Below are 17513 nucleotides of genomic sequence, written 5' to 3' on the forward strand. Positions count from 1 at the left end.
CCTGGTTATTTCACACGCCGCCCGCGCACGGTTTCCAGATCGCGGCAAAGCTCGGCCGCACCGAGCACGAGGCGCGGCGTCGGCCGGTTGATGAGATCGCCGTCGATCCCGAAGAGATTGCCGCGCGCAACCGCCGTCAACGATGTCCAGCGCTTCCATCGTTCGAGCGCCGGCAACGGGCGATCCGGCTGCGTCGCGCCGGGCGTCGCGGTGACGATCGCTTCGGGATTCGCCGCGAGCACGGCTTCGCTCGATATCGTCGGCACGCGCGGTTTTTCCGCCGCGAATACGTTCACGCCGCCGCACAGCCCGATCACTTCGTCGAAGACGTTGTCGCGATTGAGCGTCATCAGCGGATCGTCCCAGACCTGATAGAACACGCTCACGGTCGGCCGCGCCGCATAACGCGCGCGCAGTTGCGCGATGTCGCGCGTGAACGCATCCGCGCTCGCGTGTGCTTGCGCCGACGTGCCGAGCAGCGCGCCGAGCTTGTCGATGCTCGCGGCGATATCGTCGAGATGTTTCGGTTCGCTGAAGTAGACCGGAATGCCGAGCGCCGTCAGTCGATCCATCTGACGCGCCGCGTTCCCATGCCGCCACACGACGATCAGATCGGGATGCAACGCGACGATGCGTTCGAGGTCGAGCGCCTTGTTGTCGCCGACACGCGGGATAGCCTGCGCTTCCTTCGGATAGTCGCTATACGTCACAGCGCCGACGATGCGCGCGCCGCCGCCCGCCGCGAACAGCAGTTCGGTCACGTGCGGCGCGAGACTGACGACGCGTTGCGCGGGCTTCGCGAGCGTGACCGATGCGCCGCTGTCATCGGTCACGGTGATCGCGTGCGCTTGCGCAGCAGCGACGCCGATCAGCAAGGCGATTGCACCGCGCAGCATCACGCGCAAGTCTCCTGCAATGCGAGCGACAGGCGCGCCCAGTCGCCTTCCGCATCCGGCAAGCCGATGCGCAGGCTCGGCGTCATGCCGGGCAAATCGAAGAGGCGCGTCCAGATGCCCCGCAACGCCAGCGCGTGTTGAATCTCACGCGCTTCGGGCATCGGTGTCCACGCGAAGAGCGGCGTCGCGCGCACGTCGAAGCCGTGGCTCGCGATCAACGCGGCGAGGCGCGCGCCGTCGCGTTGCAGGCGTTCGCGCGTCGCGCGCTGCCAGTCGGTATCGGCGAACGCGGCCATGACCGCGTGACGCGCCGGGCCGCTGACGGTCCACGCGCCGAGCGCGTCGCGCAATACATCGACGATCGAAGGCGCGGCCAGCACGAAGCCCGCGCGGATGCCCGCGAGGCCGAAGAACTTGCCGACCGAGCGCAACACGATCAGCCCTTCGCGCGCGGTTTCGCTTGCCAGCGACGACGCGGGATCGACATCGGCGAATGCTTCATCGACGATCAGCGTGCCGCCGCGCGATGCGAGCTGCGCGTGCCAATGCAAAAGCGTGTCGCGCGGAATGTGTTGCGCCGTCGGGTTGTTCGGATTGGCGACGATCACGTGATCGACCGTATCGGGCAAGTCGCGCTCGGTGATGTCGAGCGTCGCGATTGCGTGCCCTGCGCGCGCGAACGCCGGCGCGTATTCGCCGTAGGTCAGTGGCGCGACGCCCGCCGTCGCGCGGCGCAACAGCGCAGGCAGCGCGCGGATCGCCGCCTGCGAACCGGCGACCGGCAACGCGAAAGGCGCGCCGTAATAGCGCGCGGCGCGCTCCGCGAGGCCATCGTCGTCTTCGGGCAGGCGTCGCCATGCCTCGGGGGGCACGGGCGGCACCGGAAAGCCGCGCGGATTGATGCCCGTCGATAGATCGAGCCAGTCATCGAAAGGAATCGCGTAACGGTGCGCCGCTTCGCGCAGATTGCCGCCATGCCGGATGGGATGCGCCATGTCAGCTACCCGTGGTGACGCCGAGGGCGGCGAAGACCAGCAGCGCCACGAGCCACATGAGCATCGCGCGTTCGACGAGTCGCAACGCCGCGACCACATGCCTCGGGTTCGCCGCGTGACCGGCACCGAGCGTCGGCCGCGATTCGAGCACGCCGTGATACACCGCCGGCCCGCCGATCAGCACGTTCAAACTGCCCGCGCCCGCGGCCATCACAGGGCCGGCGTTCGGGCTGTCCCACGAGCGCGCCTGCGTGCGCCAGCAATGCCACGCCATGTGCGTATCGCCGCCAAGCGCGTAGGTCGCCGCCGTGAGACGCGCGGGAATGAAGTTGAGCACGTCGTCGAAACGCGCGGCCGCCCAGCCGAAGCGCAGATAGCGCGGCGTGCGATAGCCCCACATCGCGTCGAGGGTGTTGGCGAGGCGGAACATCAGCGCGCCCGGGCCGCCCGCGACCGCGAACCAGAAGATCGCGCCGAAGATCGCGTCGTTGCCGTTTTCCAGCGCGGATTCGACGGCCGCGCGCGAGAGCGCGTTTTCGTCGGCGTGCGACGTGTCGCGCGACACGATGCGCGAGGTCAGCGTGCGCGCGTGGTCGATATCGCCGAAGCTCAATGCGCGCGCAATCGGCGCGATGTGTTCGCGCAGACTCTTCGCGCCGAGCGCGAACCAGAGCAGCAACACATGCACGAGGCACGCATAGGCGAACGGGAGCACGCTGACGAGGAACCACGCGATGCCCACCGGCGGCGCGACCAGCACGAACCACGCGAGGATGCCCGCCGGCCGCGCGCGAAAGCCGGTGTTCATGCGCGCTTCGAGCTTCTTTGCGAGCGTGCCGAAGCCGACGAGCGGATGCCGCGCGCGCGGCTCGCCGACGATGCGATCGACGATCACGCCGAGCACCGCCAGCAGGGCCATCGCGTAGGCGGAGAGAAGGAGCATCGCGCTTATCCCTTGAGCGAGAGCGGCAGGCCCGCGACCATCAGCGTCGCGCGCGCGCTCGCGGCGGCGACGCGCTGATTCAGACGGCCGAGTTCATCGACGTAAAGACGCGTGACCGAGCCGAGCGGCACCACACCCAGCCCGATTTCATTGCTCACGACGATGACCTTGCCGCGCACGCCGGTAAGCGCCGCATCGAATTGCGCAAAGGCCTCGCGCGCGCTGGCGGGCAGGACGGCGATTGCTTCGCCCGCGTTCGTCGGCGCGAAGAGCAGATTCGCGAGCCACAGCGTCAGGCAGTCGATCAGCACGCAATGCCCGGGGCGATCGGCTTCGCGAAGTGCGCCCGCGAGATCGAGCGGCGCTTCGACCAGCGACCAGTGCGCCGGCCTGCGCTCGCGATGATGCCGCACGCGCTCGGCGAACTCCGCATCGCCCACGCGGGCGGTCGCGATATACGTGACGGGCAGCCCGCTTTCGGCGGCAAGACGTTCCGCGCGGGCGCTCTTGCCGGAGCGCGCGCCGCCGAGGATGAAAGTGAGATCGGGGGTCATCGCGATATTGTACTGACGGGCTAAGATAGCGCGTTGCTCTTCATGGGAATCCCCCGATGCCATTCACGCCACGCGGCACGTTGATGATCCAGGGCACGACGTCCGATGCCGGCAAGAGCACGCTCGTCGCGGGCCTGTGCCGTCTCGCGCGGCGCGGCGGCGTGCGTGTCGCGCCGTTCAAGCCGCAGAACATGGCGCTCAACAGCGCGGTGACCATCGACGGCGGCGAGATCGGCCGCGCGCAGGCGCTGCAGGCGATCGCGGCGGGCGTGCCGGCGCGCATCGACTTCAATCCGGTGCTGCTCAAACCGACGAGCGATCGCGGCGCGCAGGTCATCATCCACGGTCACGCGCACGCGAACCTGGATGCGCGCGCGTATCACGACTACAAGCGCATCGCGTTCGATGCCGTGCTCGCATCCTATGCGCGCCTGCAGGATCAGTTCGATGCGGTGATCGTCGAAGGCGCGGGCAGTCCCGCCGAAATCAATCTGCGCGAGGGCGATATCGCCAACATGGGTTTTGCGGAGCGCGTCGATTGCCCGGTCGTGCTCGTCGCCGATATCGATCGCGGCGGCGTGTTCGCGCATCTCGTCGGAACGCTGGCGTGTCTGTCGGAAAGCGAGCGGGCGCGCGTGCGCGGGTTCGTCATCAACCGCTTTCGCGGGGATATCGGCTTGCTGGAACCAGGGCTCGACTGGCTCGAAGCGCAAACCGGCAAGCCGGTGTTCGGCGTGCTGCCGTATCTGCACGGCCTGACACTCGACGCCGAAGACATGCTGCCGAGCCAGCCGCACGTGCGCCGCGATGCACCTGCATTGAAGGTGATCGTGCCCGCGCTGCCGCGCATCAGCAATCACACGGATTTCGATGCGCTGCGTGCGCACGCCCAAGTCGATTTCAGCTACGTGCGCGCGGGCATCGCGCCGCCTCCCGCCGATCTCATCGTGCTGCCCGGCTCGAAGAGCGTGCAACGCGATCTCGCGTGGCTGCGCGAGAACGGCTGGGACCGCGCGATCGAGCGGCATCTGCGTTATGGCGGCAAGATGCTCGGCATTTGCGGCGGCATGCAGATGCTCGGGCGCACGATCGACGATCCGGATGGCGTCGAAGGCGCGGCGGGTTGCGTGAACGGGCTCGGGTTGCTCGATCTCGTCACCGTGCTCACGCGGCAAAAGCAACTGGAGAACGTCGCTGGCCGGCTGACGATCGGCGACACGCAAGCGAGCGTGCGCGGCTACGAAATCCACATGGGCCGCACGCATGGCGCGGCGCTCGCGCGGCCGTTCGTCGCGCTGGATGCGGGGCGCGTCGACGGCGCCGTTTCGGACGATGGTCAGATCGCCGCGACCTATCTGCACGGCCTATTCGACACACCCGAAGCCTGCGCCGCGCTGCTCGCATGGGCGGGCGTGAAGGGCGCCAAGCCGCTCGATTACCCGGCGCTGCGCGAGGCGTCGCTCGATCGTCTCGCGGATTCGTTCGCGCAATCTCTCGATCTCGACGCCCTGCAGGCCGTCTTCGCTCAATAAAGAATCATCTGCGTGCAACGGAACATTGCGATGAGCTTGCCGTCGCCGTTCGTTACCGTCGCGTCCCATACCTGCGTGCTGCGTCCGAGATGCACGGCCGTGGCCTTCGCGACGATCTTTCCTTCGCGCGCCGTCGAAACGTGGTTGCTCTTCAGTTCGAGCGTCGTGAAGTTCTGCGCCTTCTCCGGCAGATGCGCGATGCATGCGTAGCCGCAGCACGTATCCGCCAGGCCGACGACGGTCGCGGCGTGCAGAAAGCCGTTGGGCGCGAGCAGCTCCGGACGGATCGTGAGTTCGCCGTTCAGTTCGCCCTGATCGAGCGAAATCAGTTGCACGCCGAGCAGGTCGGGCAGGCGGCCTTTCTGGCGGTGGCGCAGGAAATCGAGCGTGACATCGGGGCGGAGCTGGGTCATGGGCGGTCGGAGTCGGAAAGGATGACGAATGCCGGGATTGGCGGCGAATGCGGCACGGCCGTTCGGCCAGCGTGCCGGATGCAGCACTTTTGCCGATAATATCAACGCTCGAATCATGCACCTGTTCTTGTAAAGCGAAATCGTGCGCGCCCGCGCGGCCAAGCGCCCGCGCGCTCAACAAAAAATCCGGGACACTTCATGACCGTGATCGTGGTGGCAAATCCGAAGGGCGGCGTGGGCAAAAGCACGCTCGCAACCAATCTGGCCGGGTATTTCGCGGCAGAAGGCGAGTGGGTCGCGCTCGCCGATCTCGACAAGCAGCGCTCATCGCACGCGTGGCTCTCGTTGCGCGTCGACACGCTGCCGAAGATCGAGGAATGGGTCATCGACATCGATACGCCCGCGAAGCCGCCCAAAGGTCTGGAGAAAGCCGTCGTCGATACCCCCGCCGGCGTGCACGGCAATCGCCTCGCGCTCGCGCTGGAACTGGCGGACAAGGTGATCGTGCCGCTGCAACCGTCGATGTTCGACATTCTCGCGACGCAGGACTTTCTCGCGAAACTCGCGAAGGAAAAGGCGGTGCGCAAGGGATCGATCGAAGTCGGCGTGGTCGGCATGCGCGTGGATGCGCGCACGCGTTCGGCGGACCAGCTGCATCGCTTCGTCGAGGGGCTCGACCTGCCGGTGCTCGGCTTTCTGCGCGATACGCAGAACTACGTCCAGCTCGCGGCGCACGGTCTCACCATCTGGGACGTGGCGAAGAGCCGCGTCGAGAAGGATCTGGAGCAGTGGGCGCCGATCATCGAATGGGTGTCTAAAAAATAAAAAAGCCGGCGTCCCGCAGGAACGCCGGCTTGTGCCAGGAAGCGGCGATTACGTCCAGTTCTGCGTCGGCACGTGATCGCGGCTTCCCTTGATGCGGTTGTCGTCGTCGACGAACACGAGATTCGGCTTCCAGCCCGCCTTGATCTCTTCCTCATCGACCTGCGCGAACGCCGCGATGATCACGAGATCGCCCAGTTGCGCGCGCCGGGCGGCCGAACCGTTCAGCGAGATCATGCCGCTGCCGCGCTCGCCCTTGATGGCATATGTGGTGAGGCGCTCGCCGTTGTTCACGTTCCAGATGTCGATCTGCTCGTTCTCCATCAGGTTCGCGGCTTCGAGCAGGTCTTCGTCGATCGCGCACGAGCCTTCGTAGTGCAATTCGCAGTGCGTGACGGTCGCGCGGTGAATCTTCGATTTGAGCAGAGTGCGTTGCATGATGCTTCCTTCAGATTTCCAGATTGTCGATGAGTCGCGTGGTGCCGAGTTTCGCGGCCGCGAGCACGACGAGCGGCGCATCCGCGTCCGCCTCGCCCGGCGGCAGCAGGTTGGACCGCTTGCGCACGCTGATGTAATCGGGCTTCCAGCCGCGACCGGCGAGCGCGTTCATCGCATCGCGCTCGAGCGCGGCGATATCGCGATTGCCCGACAGCACCGCTTCGCGCACGCGCTGTAGCTCTTCGGCGAGCTTGGGCGCTTCGGCCCGCTCATCCGCCGACAGGAACCGGTTGCGCGAGGACAGCGCGAGGCCGTCCGCGTCGCGCACGGTCTCCGCCGCGACGATTTCTGTCGGCAACGCGAACTGGTTGCACATGGCGCGCACGATCATCAACTGCTGATAGTCCTTCTTGCCGAACACCGCGACGCGCGGCTGCACGCACGACATCAGCTTCATCACGACCGTGCACACGCCCGTGAAGAAGCCGGGGCGGAATTCGCCTTCGAGAATGTCGCCGAGATTGTGCGGCGGATGCACGCGATACTCCTGCGGCTCCGGATACATGTCCCGCTCGGTCGGCGCGAACAGCACGTAGACGTTTTCTTTCTGCAGCTTTTCGATGTCGTCCTGCAGCGTGCGCGGATACTTGTCGAAATCTTCGTTCGGGCCGAATTGCAGGCGGTTCACAAAAATGCTCGCGACGACCGGATCGCCATGCTGGCGCGCGAGGCGCATCAGCGAGAGATGGCCTTCGTGAAGGTTGCCCATCGTCGGGACGAAGGCGGTTCGGTTCTGGCCGCGCAACTGGTCGCGCAGTTCATGGATGGAGCTGATGACTTTCATCGAGCGGGTGTCTCCTGGCGGGCGGCTTGGATCAGCGTCGCACCGAGGCTAGGGAAAGGAAAAGCGAATTCTAGGCGGGCGAGTACGCGAGTCTCACGTAGATCGGCGCGTAAGGCTCGGCCTGCGTGATTTCGATCAGCGATTCGCGCGACAGCTCCAGCATCGCGATGAAATTCACGACGACCACCGGCACGCCGCGCGTGGTGTCGAAAAGCTCCGTGAACTCCATGAAACGCGCGGTCTGAAGCCGCCTCAGGATCACGCTCATATGCTCGCGCACCGAAAGCTCCTCGCGCGAGATCTTGTGATGCTGAACCAGCTTCGCGCGCTTGATGACGTCGGCCCACGCGGCGCGCAGGTCGTTCATGTCGACGTCGGGGAAGCGCTGCTCGGCGGATTGCTCGATATAGATGTCCGCGCGCAGGAAGTCGCGGCCGAGCTGCGGCAGCTGGTCGATCTTCTGCGCGGCGAGTTTCATCTGCTCGTATTCCAGCAGGCGCCGCACGAGCTCGGCGCGCGGGTCTTCGGCTTCCTCGCCGGTGTCGGCTTTCTTGACCGGCAGCAGCATGCGCGACTTGATTTCGATCAGCATCGCGGCCATCAGCAGATACTCCGACGCGAGCTCCAGATTCGATTCGCGGATCTGGTCGACGTAGCCGAGGTATTGCGCGGTGACATCCGCCATCGGGATGTCGAGCACGTTGAAGTTCTGCTTGCGGATGAGATAGAGCAGCAGGTCGAGCGGGCCTTCGAACGCTTCGAGAAAGATCTCTAGCGCATCGGGCGGAATGTAGAGGTCGGTGGGCAGCTTCCAGAGCGGCTCGCCGTACAGATGCGCGATCGCGACGCCGTCGATGGTGTCGGGCGTCGAATCGGTCGCGGGCGTGGCGAGCGCCACCGTCCGGTCTTCCCGTGCGTCGTCGCGCTTGCCCTCATGCGGCGAATGCGCGGACGATTGCGGCTCGTGGCCGGCTGCGCTCACGTTCAGAAGTTCTGGTAGTAGACGTAGGGCGTCTGGTTCACGCGGGATTTCTGTTGCGTGCTGCGCTCGTCGAGGTCGATCGGCTGCTTGTCCCACAGAAGTGCGCGGCCGCGGCGCTGTTCTTCTTCCAGCGACGGCTTTTGCTCTTTCAACTGATTGATGAACTGGGTGATATCCGACTGATACATGATCCGGCTTCCGTTGGGGTCGAGGCGCAGGCCTCTTTGACGATGTCGGCGAACGCGCCAGCGCGCGTTTCGCCTGTGAATTTGCCTTTGGGCGGAATTTTACCGCAAGCGTGCGGCGGCAACGCATATCGGCGAGCGCGTGTTTCGTGTCTCGAAAGGCGCACGTGCGTGCCGGTTTTGTGGAACCCGGCCGGCACAGAGCCGTCCAACGGCGCACGTCTGGCGCGAGGCGGGCCGCTTTGCGGTGGCGGCGCATGCCGATGTGGTGAAATAGCGCCTGCGCCCGCTTGCGCGTCGGCTGCACGTTTATACCAATCCCATTCATCCCGATGCCGGAGGTCACGTTTGGCGGGGCGTTCGTTTGATCCGCTGCGCGCGTTGCGCGCGAAGTCGCCAGGCGCGGGACGCTTGCCGGCCTTGATGGTCGCGTTCATCGCGTTCGGCCTCGCCACGCCTGCATTCGCCAAGTACGACGTCGACGTCGACGCGCCGCGCAGCGTAAAGAAGCTGCTCAAGGACAATCTCGACATCGCGCGCTTCGCGAGGCGCGACGACGTGAGCGACGACCAGTTCCAGTTCCTCGTCACCGCCACGCCCAAGGACGTGCGCGATCTCGTCGCGACCGAAGGCTATTTCACGCCGGTCGTGCGCACGGATGTCACGACCGTCGACGACAAACGCAGCGTCAAGGTGAGCGTCGATCCCGGCCCGCGGACCCAGGTCGCCTCGGTGCAGCTGCATTTCACCGGCGCGGTGACGACCGAGGACCACGCGCGGGAGAACGCGGCGCGTTTCGCCTTTTCGGTCAACGAAGGCGATCCGTTCACGCAAAGCGGCTGGAACGATGCGAAGAACGCCGCGCTGAGGGCGCTGCAGTCGAAGCGCTATCTCGGCGCGAAGATCGTGCGCTCGCAGGCGCGCATCAATCCGCGCGCGCATCTCGCCGATCTCTCCGTGACCTTCGACAGCGGTCCGACCTTCACGCTCGGCAAGCTCGATGTGAGCGGGCCGAAGCGCTATCCCGCGTGGATCATCGATCACGTGAATCCGATTCAGGAAGGCGAGGTGTACGACGTCGCGCGCGTAAACGAGTTGCAGCGGCAGATCCAGAACACGCCGTACTACGCGAGCGTGGCGATCGACGTGGACAACGACGTCAGCAAGCCGGTCGAAACGCCGCTGCACGTGAAGGTGAGCGAGTACCCGTACAACAGCATCCGCTACGGCGTGGGTTACGCGACGGACACGGGTTTTCACATCCAGGGCGCGTACAGCTATCTCGACACGTTCGGGAAGGCGTATCCGTTCACGATCTCCGGCCGGCTCGACCAGACGCAGCAGTACGGCCGCGTGCAACTGGCGATGCCGCCCGATTCGCACGGCTGGGTGAACGCCGTATTCGGCTCCTACACGATCACCGACGTATCGAGCACGGAGATCTACAGCGCGCGCGTCGGCGTGCAGCGTTCGCGCTCGCGTCAGAACATCGACACGACGTATTCGCTGACTTTCTACGACGACCGCCTGACGCAAAACGAGCCGAATCCGTCGACGGCGCGCGCGCTCGTGCCCGCGTGGAGCTGGGTGCGCCGCGACGTCGACGATCCGCTGTTCCCGCGCCGCGGCAATATCATCCGGGCGGAGGCGGGCTTCGCCGTCAAGGGCGTGATGGCCGATCAGACGTTCGCGCGCCTCTACACCAACGCGCTGCAGTATGTGCCGCTCGGCAAGAACGATCTGCTCGTGTTCCGCGCGGAGTTCGGCGGCGTGTTCACGAGCGGGCCGTCGAGCGGCGTGCCCGCGTCGCTGCTGTTTCGCGCGGGTGGCGCGAACTCGGTGCGCGGATACAGCTATCTGAGTATCGGCAACAACGTCGCGGGCTCGATCCTGCCGACCAAGTACATGGTGACGGGCAGCAGCGAATATCAACACTGGTTCACGCACGACTGGGGCGGCGCGGTGTTCTTCGACATCGGCACCGCGACCGACACCTGGGGCGAGCGCGTGTTCCAGCCCGGCGCGGGCATCGGCGCGCGCTGGCGCAGCCCGGTCGGCCCGGTGAACGTCGACCTGGCGTATGGGTTCAAGAACAAGAGCATCAAGCCGTATCTGACGCTCGGCATCGCCTTCTGATGCGCGCGAGAACGATGAAGGGAAGTGAATCGGCATGACGGACCCGACGAAACAAGCGGACGCTGAAGCGTCGCCCCCCGGCAACGAAGGCGGCGGCGACGGCGGCGCGAAGACGACGCCGCCGCGCAAAAGCGGCTGGCGCCGTCTCGCGCGCTGGATTGGCGCGCTCGTGCTCGTCGTCGTGCTGATCGCCGCGCTCGCCGTCGGCGGCGTGTTCTACGTGCTGACGACCGAGCGCGGCACCCGCTACGCGTGGGACGCCGCCACCTCGCTGCTCAAAGGGCAACTGAGCGGCAAGCTCGACGGCGGCGCGATCGCGACCGGCCTGCAACTGCGCGACGTGCACTGGAAAGACGGCAAGGGCACGGACATCGCGGTCGACAGCGTGTCGGGCCGCTGGGCGCTCACCCGCGAGCCGCTGCGCTTCACGATCGGGTATCTGCACATCGGGACGGTCGATGCCCGCATCGCGCCGTCGAACGAGCCGAGCAAGAAGACGGAACTGCCGAACGATCTGCGCATTCCGATTCAACTGGCGATCGACGATCTCTCCGTCGAGAAGCTGCGCCTGCATCAGGGCACGACGACCACCGAATTCTCGCGGCTGCTTTTCAACGGCCGCAGCGACGGGCAGCATCACCAGGCGACGGTTCAGCGCCTCGATACGCCGTTCGGCGCGGTGACGGCGGCGCTGAAGCTGGATGGCGGCGCGCGCCCGTTCCCGCTCTCCGGCGACGCGGGCTATGCCGGCAAGGTCAACAACGAGGCGGTGAATGTGAGCGCGCGGCTGTCCGGCTCGCTGGAAGACCTGATCGCGGACGTCGATGCGAGCGGCATGAAGCTCGTCGGGCGCGCGCATGTCGAAGCGTTGCCCTTCGCCGACGTGCCGCTCAAGTCCGCGCTCGTCACCTTCGATCACGTGAATCCGCAGGCATTCAGCCCGAGCGCGCCCGAGGCTGATCTGGCCGTGCGCGCCGAAGTGAAGCCGGCCGAAGGCGCGGACCCGAAGGCGTTCGTCGTGAGCGGGCCGGTGTCGATCGTCAACGCGAAGCCCGGTTCCATCGACAAGAAGCTGCTGCCGCTTATCGACGCGCGCGCGAACGTGCGGCTCGACGCCGCCGAGCAAAGCATCACCGATCTCAACGTGCGGCTCGTGAAGAACGCAACCGTGACGGGCGGCGGCGCGCTCGCGGGCGGCAAGGGCAAGTTCGATCTGAAAGTCGCGAAGCTCGATCTGAACGCGATCGAGCCGACGCTGCGCCCGACGGATTTCGCCGGGCCGATCGGCATCGTGCTCGCGGGCGACACGCAGACGATCACCGCCGATCTCAACGACCCGAAAGCGGCGATCCGCGCGCAAGCCAAGGTGAAGCTCGATCCGAAGCAAACCTCGCTCGACGACGTGAAGCTCACGGTCGGCAAGGGTCGGGTCGAACTGAACGGCGCGCTCAGGAAGGACGCCAGTTCGAGCTACGACCTGAAGGCAAGAATCGTCGACTTCAACCCGCTGTTATTGCAACAGCAGTTGATCGCGCAGAAGCCCGCGCCGGTGACGAAAGGCGCGCCGAAGAAGCCCGCCGCGCCGGCGCGCGTGATCGAAGCACGCGTGAACGGCACGCTGGCCGCATCGGGGCAACTCGCGCCCACGCTCACGACCAAGGCGACGTTCAAGCTGAACGACAGCATGTACGACAATCTGCCGATGACAGGCGAGGGCACCGTGCAGGTCGCGGGCACGCGTCTTCTGCCGAGCAGGGCGTCGCTGTCGGTGGCGGGCAACAACGTCGATCTGAACGGCAGCTTCGGCGCGCCCGGCGACCGCCTGCGCTTCAAGGTGGATGCGCCCGCGCTGGAGCGGCTCGGCTTCGGCATCGCGGGCACGGCGAAGGCGGACGGCGATGTGACCGGCTCGATCGCGCATCCGAACATTGCGGCGAACTATCAGGCCGATGGCGTCGTTTTCGGCGCGAACCGCGTCGGCCATGCGGAAGGCCGAGCGGATATCCGCGACGGCGCGAACGGCGCGCTCGTCTTCACGCTGAAGGCGCGCGACGCGAGCACGGAGGGCGTCGAAGTCGCGAACCTCGACGCGAACCTGAACGGCACGCGCGCGCATCACACGCTCGACGTCACCGCGACGGGCAAGGTGCGCGGCCAGCCGGTGAATCTCGCGCTCGGCGCGGCGGGCAAGTTCACCGATGCGCCCGACGGCCCGCACTGGGACGGCGCGATCACGAAGCTGTCGAACAAGGGCACGCCGTCGCTGAATCTCGAATCGCCGCTGACGGTGAGTTATGGCCCGAAGCGCCTCGTGCTCGGCGCAACGCGGCTGGTCGCGGAAGGCGCGGTGCTGAACCTGAAGTCGTTTGCAATGGAAAACGGCCGTCTGCAATCGGCGGGCACGCTCACGAACCTGTCCGTGCCGCACCTGCTCGACGTGCGCCAGGAACTGACGGGCGCGGAGCCGCCGATCCGCACCGACCTCGTCTTCGACGGCGACTGGAACTTCTCGCTCGGCGCGACCGCGACCGGCTACGCGCAGGTCAAGCGCCGTGGCGGCGACGTGACGATCGACGGCACGCGCGGTCTCTCCGCGCTCGGCATCACGGATATCGTGGCGCGCGCGGACTTCACCGGCGGCAATCGCCTGAACGCGTCGCTGCATGCGCAGGCGAGCCGTATCGGCGTGATCGAGGCGAACGTGCACACGCCGCTCGTCAATCGCGACGGCATGCTCACCCTCGACGACAACGCGCCGCTCACCGGCGCTATCGACGCGAACATTCCCGAACTGCGCACGACGGGCGGGCTGCTCGGCGCGAGCTATCTGCTGGGCGGGAAGATCGCGCTCAAGCTCGTGATCGCGGGGATCGTCGCGAAGCCGAATCTGTCGGGCTCGCTCACCGGCGACAACCTGTCCGCGACGGTCGTCGATCAGGGCGTGCAGCTCAAGGACGGCATCATTCGGATCGCGTTGTCGGAGAATCTCGTCGATTTGCAGAAGGTCGAGTTCCACGGCGCGAGCGGCACGTTGCGCGCGACCGGAAAGGTGCGGCTCGACCAGCAGCAACCCGATCTGACCGCAAGCATCATCGCCGACAAGCTGGAACTGTTCGCGTCGCCGGACCGCGAGCTGATGCTGTCGGGCAGCGCCTCCATCGCGAACGCGGGTCTGCAGGGCGGCATGGCGATCGACGGCAAGTTCACCGTCGATCACGCGCTCATCGACCTGCCGGAATCCTCGGCCCCCTCACTCGGCGACGATGTCGTGATCGAGCGCCCCGATGGCACGATCAAGGGCGGCAATCAGCCGATCACGGCGGCGACGGAGAAACCGGTCGGGCCGTTCACGCCGCGCGCGAATATCGCCATCAATCTCGGCGATCGCTTCCGTTTCAAGGGCGCGGGCGCGGATCTCGGCCTTGCGGGCACCATCACGGCGATGAGCGCGCCGAACATGCCGCTGCGCGCCGTCGGCAACGTGCGCGTGACGCCGGGTTCCACGTATACGGCGTTCGGGCGCAAGCTCAATATCGAGAACGGCTTCTTCACGTTCAACGGGCCGGTCGCGAATCCGGGTCTGAATATTCTTGCGATGCGGCGCAATCAGGAGGTCGAGGCGGGCGTTCAGGTGACAGGCACGGTGCAGGCGCCGGTCGCGAAGCTGATTTCCGAGCCGAACGTGCCCGACAACGAAAAGCTGTCGTGGCTGCTGTTCGGGCATGGTACGGATCAGGGCAACAACGTCGGCCAGCAGAGCGCCATGACGAGCGCGCTTGCGTTGCTCGGCAGCACGAGCGGCAAGCGCATCGCGCAGACGTTCGGGCTCGACGAGTTCACGATCGGATCGAGCGAGGTCGGGCTGACCGATCCGCAGGTCGTGATGGTCTCGAAGGCCATCAACGAGCGGCTCGTGATCGGCTATGAGCAGGGACTGCAATCGGCGAGCAATGCGGTGAAGGCTACGTTGAACCTGTCGCGCTTCTGGGCCGTGACGGCGTATGGCGGGACGTACCAAGGCGTCGATCTGTCCTATACGCGGCGGTTCAATTCGTGGACGCGCTTGTGGGCGTCGTCTTCGTCGGCAGCGCGGGCGTCGGCGGCGGATTCCGCGTCCGCGCCGGAACCGGACTGACATCCCGCGCTCCTCGACGAAAAAAGGGCACGCGATTCGCGTGCCCTTTCTGTTTTTCAAACTGTGCTTTCGCCGCGTCTTACTTCACCCGCATGCCCGGCTTCGCGCCGCTGTGCGGCTCGAGAATGTAGAGCCCGGGCTCGGCCTTCTCGTCGGTCGCCGACGCCGCGAGCACCATCCCCTCCGACAGCCCGAACTTCATTTTGCGAGGCGCGAGGTTCACGACCATCACGGTGAGCTTGCCGATCAGATCCTGCGGCTGATACGCCGACTTGATGCCCGAGAACACGTTGCGTGTCTTGTCCTCGCCGACGTCGAGCGTAAGTTGCAGCAGCTTGTCGGAGCCTTCGACCGTCTTGCAATCGACGATCTTCGCAATGCGCAGATCGACCTTCGCGAAGTCGTCGATGGAGATGACGCCTGGTTCGTCCTGCGTTTTCGCGACGGTCTTGGCGGCAGGCGCGGCCGTTTCAGCGGCCGGCGCGAGCGATTCGCGATTCGCGGCCAGCAAAGCCTCGATCTGTTTCGGATCGACGCGCGTCGTCAGATGCTTGTACGCGTTGATCGCATTGGCCGATGACAGCGGCTTCGCGGCATCGGCCCAGACGAGCGGCGCGATGCCGAGGAACGCCTCGACCGATTCCACCAGCTTCGGCAGCACCGGCTTCAACGCGAGCGACAGCAGGCGGAACGCTTCGAGGCTCACACTGCACGTCTCGTGCAGCGCGACGGCGTTCGCCGGGTCTTTCGCCTGTTCCCACGGCTTGGCGGAATCGACGTAGGCGTTGACGGCATCGGCGAGCTCCATCGTCGTGCGCAACGCGCGGCCGTACTCGCGCGATTCGTAGAAGCCGGCGATCTGCGCAATCGCCCCGCGCAATTGCGCGACGAGCGGATGATGCATCGCGCTGTCCTGCACGCGGCCGTCGAAGCGCTTGATGAACCCCGCCGCGCGGCTCGCGATGTTCACGTATTTGCCGACGAGATCGCTGTTCACGCGCGCCTGGAAGTCTTCGAGGTTCAGGTCGATGTCTTCCATCGTGCTGTTGAGCTTCGCCGCGAAGTAGTAGCGCAGCCACTCGGGATTCAGGCCCGTGTCGATCACGCTCTGCGCGGTGATGAAGGTGCCGCGCGACTTCGACATCTTCGCGCCATCGACGGTCAGAAAGCCGTGCGCGAACACGTTGGTCGGCGTGCGATGACCGGAGAACTCCAGCATCGCCGGCCAGAACAGCGTGTGGAAATACAGAATGTCCTTGCCGATGAAGTGGTACTGCTCGGCCTTCGCGCCCGGCTTCACCCACTCGTCGAAATTCACGCCGATGCGATCCGCGAGATTCTTGAAACTCGCGTAATAGCCGACCGGCGCGTCGACCCAGACATAGAAGTATTTGCCCGGCGCGCCCGGAATCTCGAAGCCGAAGTAGGGCGAGTCGCGCGAGATGTCCCAGTCGGCGAGCTTGGCTTCGCCCTTGTCGCCGAGCCACTCGCGCATCTTGTTGGTGGCTTCGGGCTGCGCGAGGCCGCTCACCCAGCCGCGCAGGAATTCCTCGCAGCGCGGATCGGAGAGCTTGAAGAAGTAATGCGTCGAGGTCTTGCGGATGGGCGTCGCGCCCGACACGACCGAATACGGGTTGATGAGTTCGGTCGGCTGATAGGTCGAGCCGCAGACTTCGCAGTTGTCGCCGTATTGATCCTTTGCGCCGCACTTCGGGCACTGGCCCTTGATGAAGCGGTCCGGCAGGAACATTTCCTTGACCGGATCGTAGGCCTGCTCGATGTCGCGTGCCTCGATCAGGCCCGCTTGCTGAAGCGAGCCGTAGATCGTGTTGCAGAGGGCGCGATTCTCCTCGGCATCGGTCGAATAATAGTTATCGAACGAAATGCCGAAGCTGTCGAAGTCACGTTTGTGCTCTTTCCACACGCGCTCGATGAGTTGTTTCGGCGTGATGCCTTCCTTTTCGGCGCGCAGCATGATCGGCGTGCCGTGGGTGTCGTCCGCGCCGACGTAGTAGACCTCATGGCCATGCATTCGCAGCGTCCGAACCCAGATATCCGTCTGAATGTACTCGACCATGTGGCCGATATGAATCTGACCGTTCGCGTAAGGCAACGCGGACGTGACGAGGATCTGGCGGCGGCCGCTTTCGTTGGCGGAGGCGGCAGGCGCGGCGGTGGCAGTGGCTGAAATCGGTGCTGACATAAAGGCGCGGCCCGTGTCGAGTGCTTGGGGTTGGGGAAAAAGCGGATTTTGATTTTAGCAGGGCGGGGGGAGGGGACGCGCGGGACAGCGTTGGAAGGCGGGATTGGAGGCTTGCTGACTTCGGCGGCTCAACGTCCACATGCCGCAGGTCAACCGTCTGCTCGACCCGCGTCATTCGTCGAAGCTCGAAGCGATGGAAGCCGCGTTTCTTTCATTGGGCAAGCGGCTGAACATCTCGTTGGCGATCGCGATTCGCGCGCCCAAAAAAAACCGGGGTCCAATCGGGCCCCGGAGCAACAACGACAAGAGGAGAATGGCAGGTGATGGCCTCGCCATCCACCCACCGTAGAGAAAGACAGCGGCACCGCGTCCAAGTTTCAAATTTTTTTCAGACGACTGAACTCCGCGGACTCCAGCTTTCCGCCGCCGCGTTCA

At 65.6% G+C, this 17513-nt stretch carries 15 protein-coding genes; 5 read left to right on the top strand and 10 right to left on the bottom strand.

Going from position 1 to position 17513, the window contains the following annotated elements; genetic code table 11:
- Nucleotides 1–5: 5 nt before the first annotated feature.
- From NCS58_RS04025 to cobU, 4 genes are read right to left on the bottom strand one after another with little or no spacing between them, the layout of a single operon-like run.
- Nucleotides 6–896 (bottom strand): cobalamin-binding protein, encoded by an 891-nt coding sequence (locus NCS58_RS04025; RefSeq protein WP_061118802.1) that lies wholly within the window; start codon nucleotides 894–896, stop codon nucleotides 6–8.
- Complete coding sequence (gene cobD / locus NCS58_RS04030) at nucleotides 896–1891, bottom strand: threonine-phosphate decarboxylase CobD (protein WP_250537920.1); 996 nt, start codon at nucleotides 1889–1891, stop codon at nucleotides 896–898. Before cobD ends, NCS58_RS04025 begins: the two co-directional genes overlap by 1 nt.
- Before the next feature lies 1 nt (nucleotide 1892).
- Nucleotides 1893–2834: an adenosylcobinamide-phosphate synthase CbiB gene (cbiB, locus tag NCS58_RS04035; protein WP_061118804.1), complete on the bottom strand. Its 942-nt coding sequence runs from the start codon at nucleotides 2832–2834 to the stop codon at nucleotides 1893–1895.
- Nucleotides 2835–2839: 5 nt separating this feature from the next.
- Nucleotides 2840–3388: a bifunctional adenosylcobinamide kinase/adenosylcobinamide-phosphate guanylyltransferase gene (gene cobU / locus NCS58_RS04040; RefSeq protein WP_250537921.1), complete on the bottom strand. Its 549-nt coding sequence runs from the start codon at nucleotides 3386–3388 to the stop codon at nucleotides 2840–2842.
- A gap of 56 nt (nucleotides 3389–3444) precedes the next feature.
- Here cobU and NCS58_RS04045 point away from each other — a divergent pair, with 56 nt between their 5' ends.
- Nucleotides 3445–4920, top strand: a complete 1476-nt coding sequence (locus tag NCS58_RS04045) for a cobyric acid synthase (protein ID WP_250537922.1) — start codon at nucleotides 3445–3447, stop codon at nucleotides 4918–4920.
- On the opposite strand, the gene NCS58_RS04050 is transcribed toward NCS58_RS04045, so the two are convergent.
- Entirely contained in the window at nucleotides 4914–5333 is a 420-nt protein-coding gene (locus NCS58_RS04050) for a PaaI family thioesterase (protein WP_250537923.1), read from the bottom strand. The two genes, NCS58_RS04045 and NCS58_RS04050, sit on opposite strands and share 7 nt — an antisense overlap.
- 198 nt (nucleotides 5334–5531) lie before the next feature.
- Between NCS58_RS04050 and NCS58_RS04055 the strand changes: the two genes are divergently transcribed.
- Complete coding sequence (locus NCS58_RS04055; RefSeq protein WP_250537924.1) at nucleotides 5532–6158, top strand: ParA family protein; 627 nt, start codon at nucleotides 5532–5534, stop codon at nucleotides 6156–6158.
- Between the two features lie 48 nt (nucleotides 6159–6206).
- Here the strand turns inward: NCS58_RS04055 and panD are convergent, their stop codons facing one another.
- The 4 genes from panD to NCS58_RS04075 all read right to left on the bottom strand — a co-directional run bounded on the left by panD (nucleotide 6207) and on the right by NCS58_RS04075 (nucleotide 8610).
- Entirely contained in the window at nucleotides 6207–6593 is a 387-nt protein-coding gene (panD, locus tag NCS58_RS04060; protein WP_061118808.1) for an aspartate 1-decarboxylase, read from the bottom strand.
- A 10-nt stretch (nucleotides 6594–6603) separates the two neighbouring features.
- A complete protein-coding gene (gene panC / locus NCS58_RS04065) occupies nucleotides 6604–7437 on the bottom strand; it encodes a pantoate--beta-alanine ligase (protein ID WP_061118809.1) in 834 nt (277 codons plus the stop codon).
- Nucleotides 7438–7507: 70 nt separating this feature from the next.
- Nucleotides 7508–8335 carry a ScpA family protein gene (locus tag NCS58_RS04070; protein ID WP_061118907.1) on the bottom strand — a complete coding sequence of 276 codons (828 nt, stop codon included), beginning with the start codon at nucleotides 8333–8335 and terminating at the stop codon, nucleotides 7508–7510.
- 86 nt (nucleotides 8336–8421) lie between these two features.
- The gene (locus NCS58_RS04075) at nucleotides 8422–8610 is read right to left on the bottom strand and encodes a DUF3460 family protein (RefSeq protein WP_250476444.1); all 189 of its coding nucleotides are present in this window, start codon (nucleotides 8608–8610) and stop codon (nucleotides 8422–8424) included.
- A 342-nt stretch (nucleotides 8611–8952) separates the two neighbouring features.
- Here NCS58_RS04075 and NCS58_RS04080 point away from each other — a divergent pair, with 342 nt between their 5' ends.
- Nucleotides 8953–10740 carry an autotransporter assembly complex family protein gene (locus NCS58_RS04080; RefSeq protein WP_250537925.1) on the top strand — a complete coding sequence of 596 codons (1788 nt, stop codon included), beginning with the start codon at nucleotides 8953–8955 and terminating at the stop codon, nucleotides 10738–10740.
- Nucleotides 10741–10774: 34 nt separating this feature from the next.
- Nucleotides 10775–14875, top strand: a complete 4101-nt coding sequence (locus NCS58_RS04085; RefSeq protein ID WP_250537926.1) for a translocation/assembly module TamB domain-containing protein — start codon at nucleotides 10775–10777, stop codon at nucleotides 14873–14875.
- 79 nt (nucleotides 14876–14954) lie between these two features.
- On the opposite strand, the gene metG is transcribed toward NCS58_RS04085, so the two are convergent.
- Nucleotides 14955–17078 (bottom strand): methionine--tRNA ligase, encoded by a 2124-nt coding sequence (metG, locus tag NCS58_RS04090; protein ID WP_250537927.1) that lies wholly within the window; start codon nucleotides 17076–17078, stop codon nucleotides 14955–14957.
- Between the two features lie 139 nt (nucleotides 17079–17217).
- Here metG and NCS58_RS04095 point away from each other — a divergent pair, with 139 nt between their 5' ends.
- On the top strand, nucleotides 17218–17427 hold the full coding sequence (locus tag NCS58_RS04095; protein ID WP_250537928.1) for a hypothetical protein: 210 nt from the start codon (nucleotides 17218–17220) through the stop codon (nucleotides 17425–17427).
- Nucleotides 17428–17513: the final 86 nt, after the last annotated feature.

Source organism: Caballeronia sp. INML3B (assembly GCF_023631305.1).
In the GTDB taxonomy this organism is placed as follows: domain Bacteria; phylum Pseudomonadota; class Gammaproteobacteria; order Burkholderiales; family Burkholderiaceae; genus Caballeronia; species Caballeronia turbans.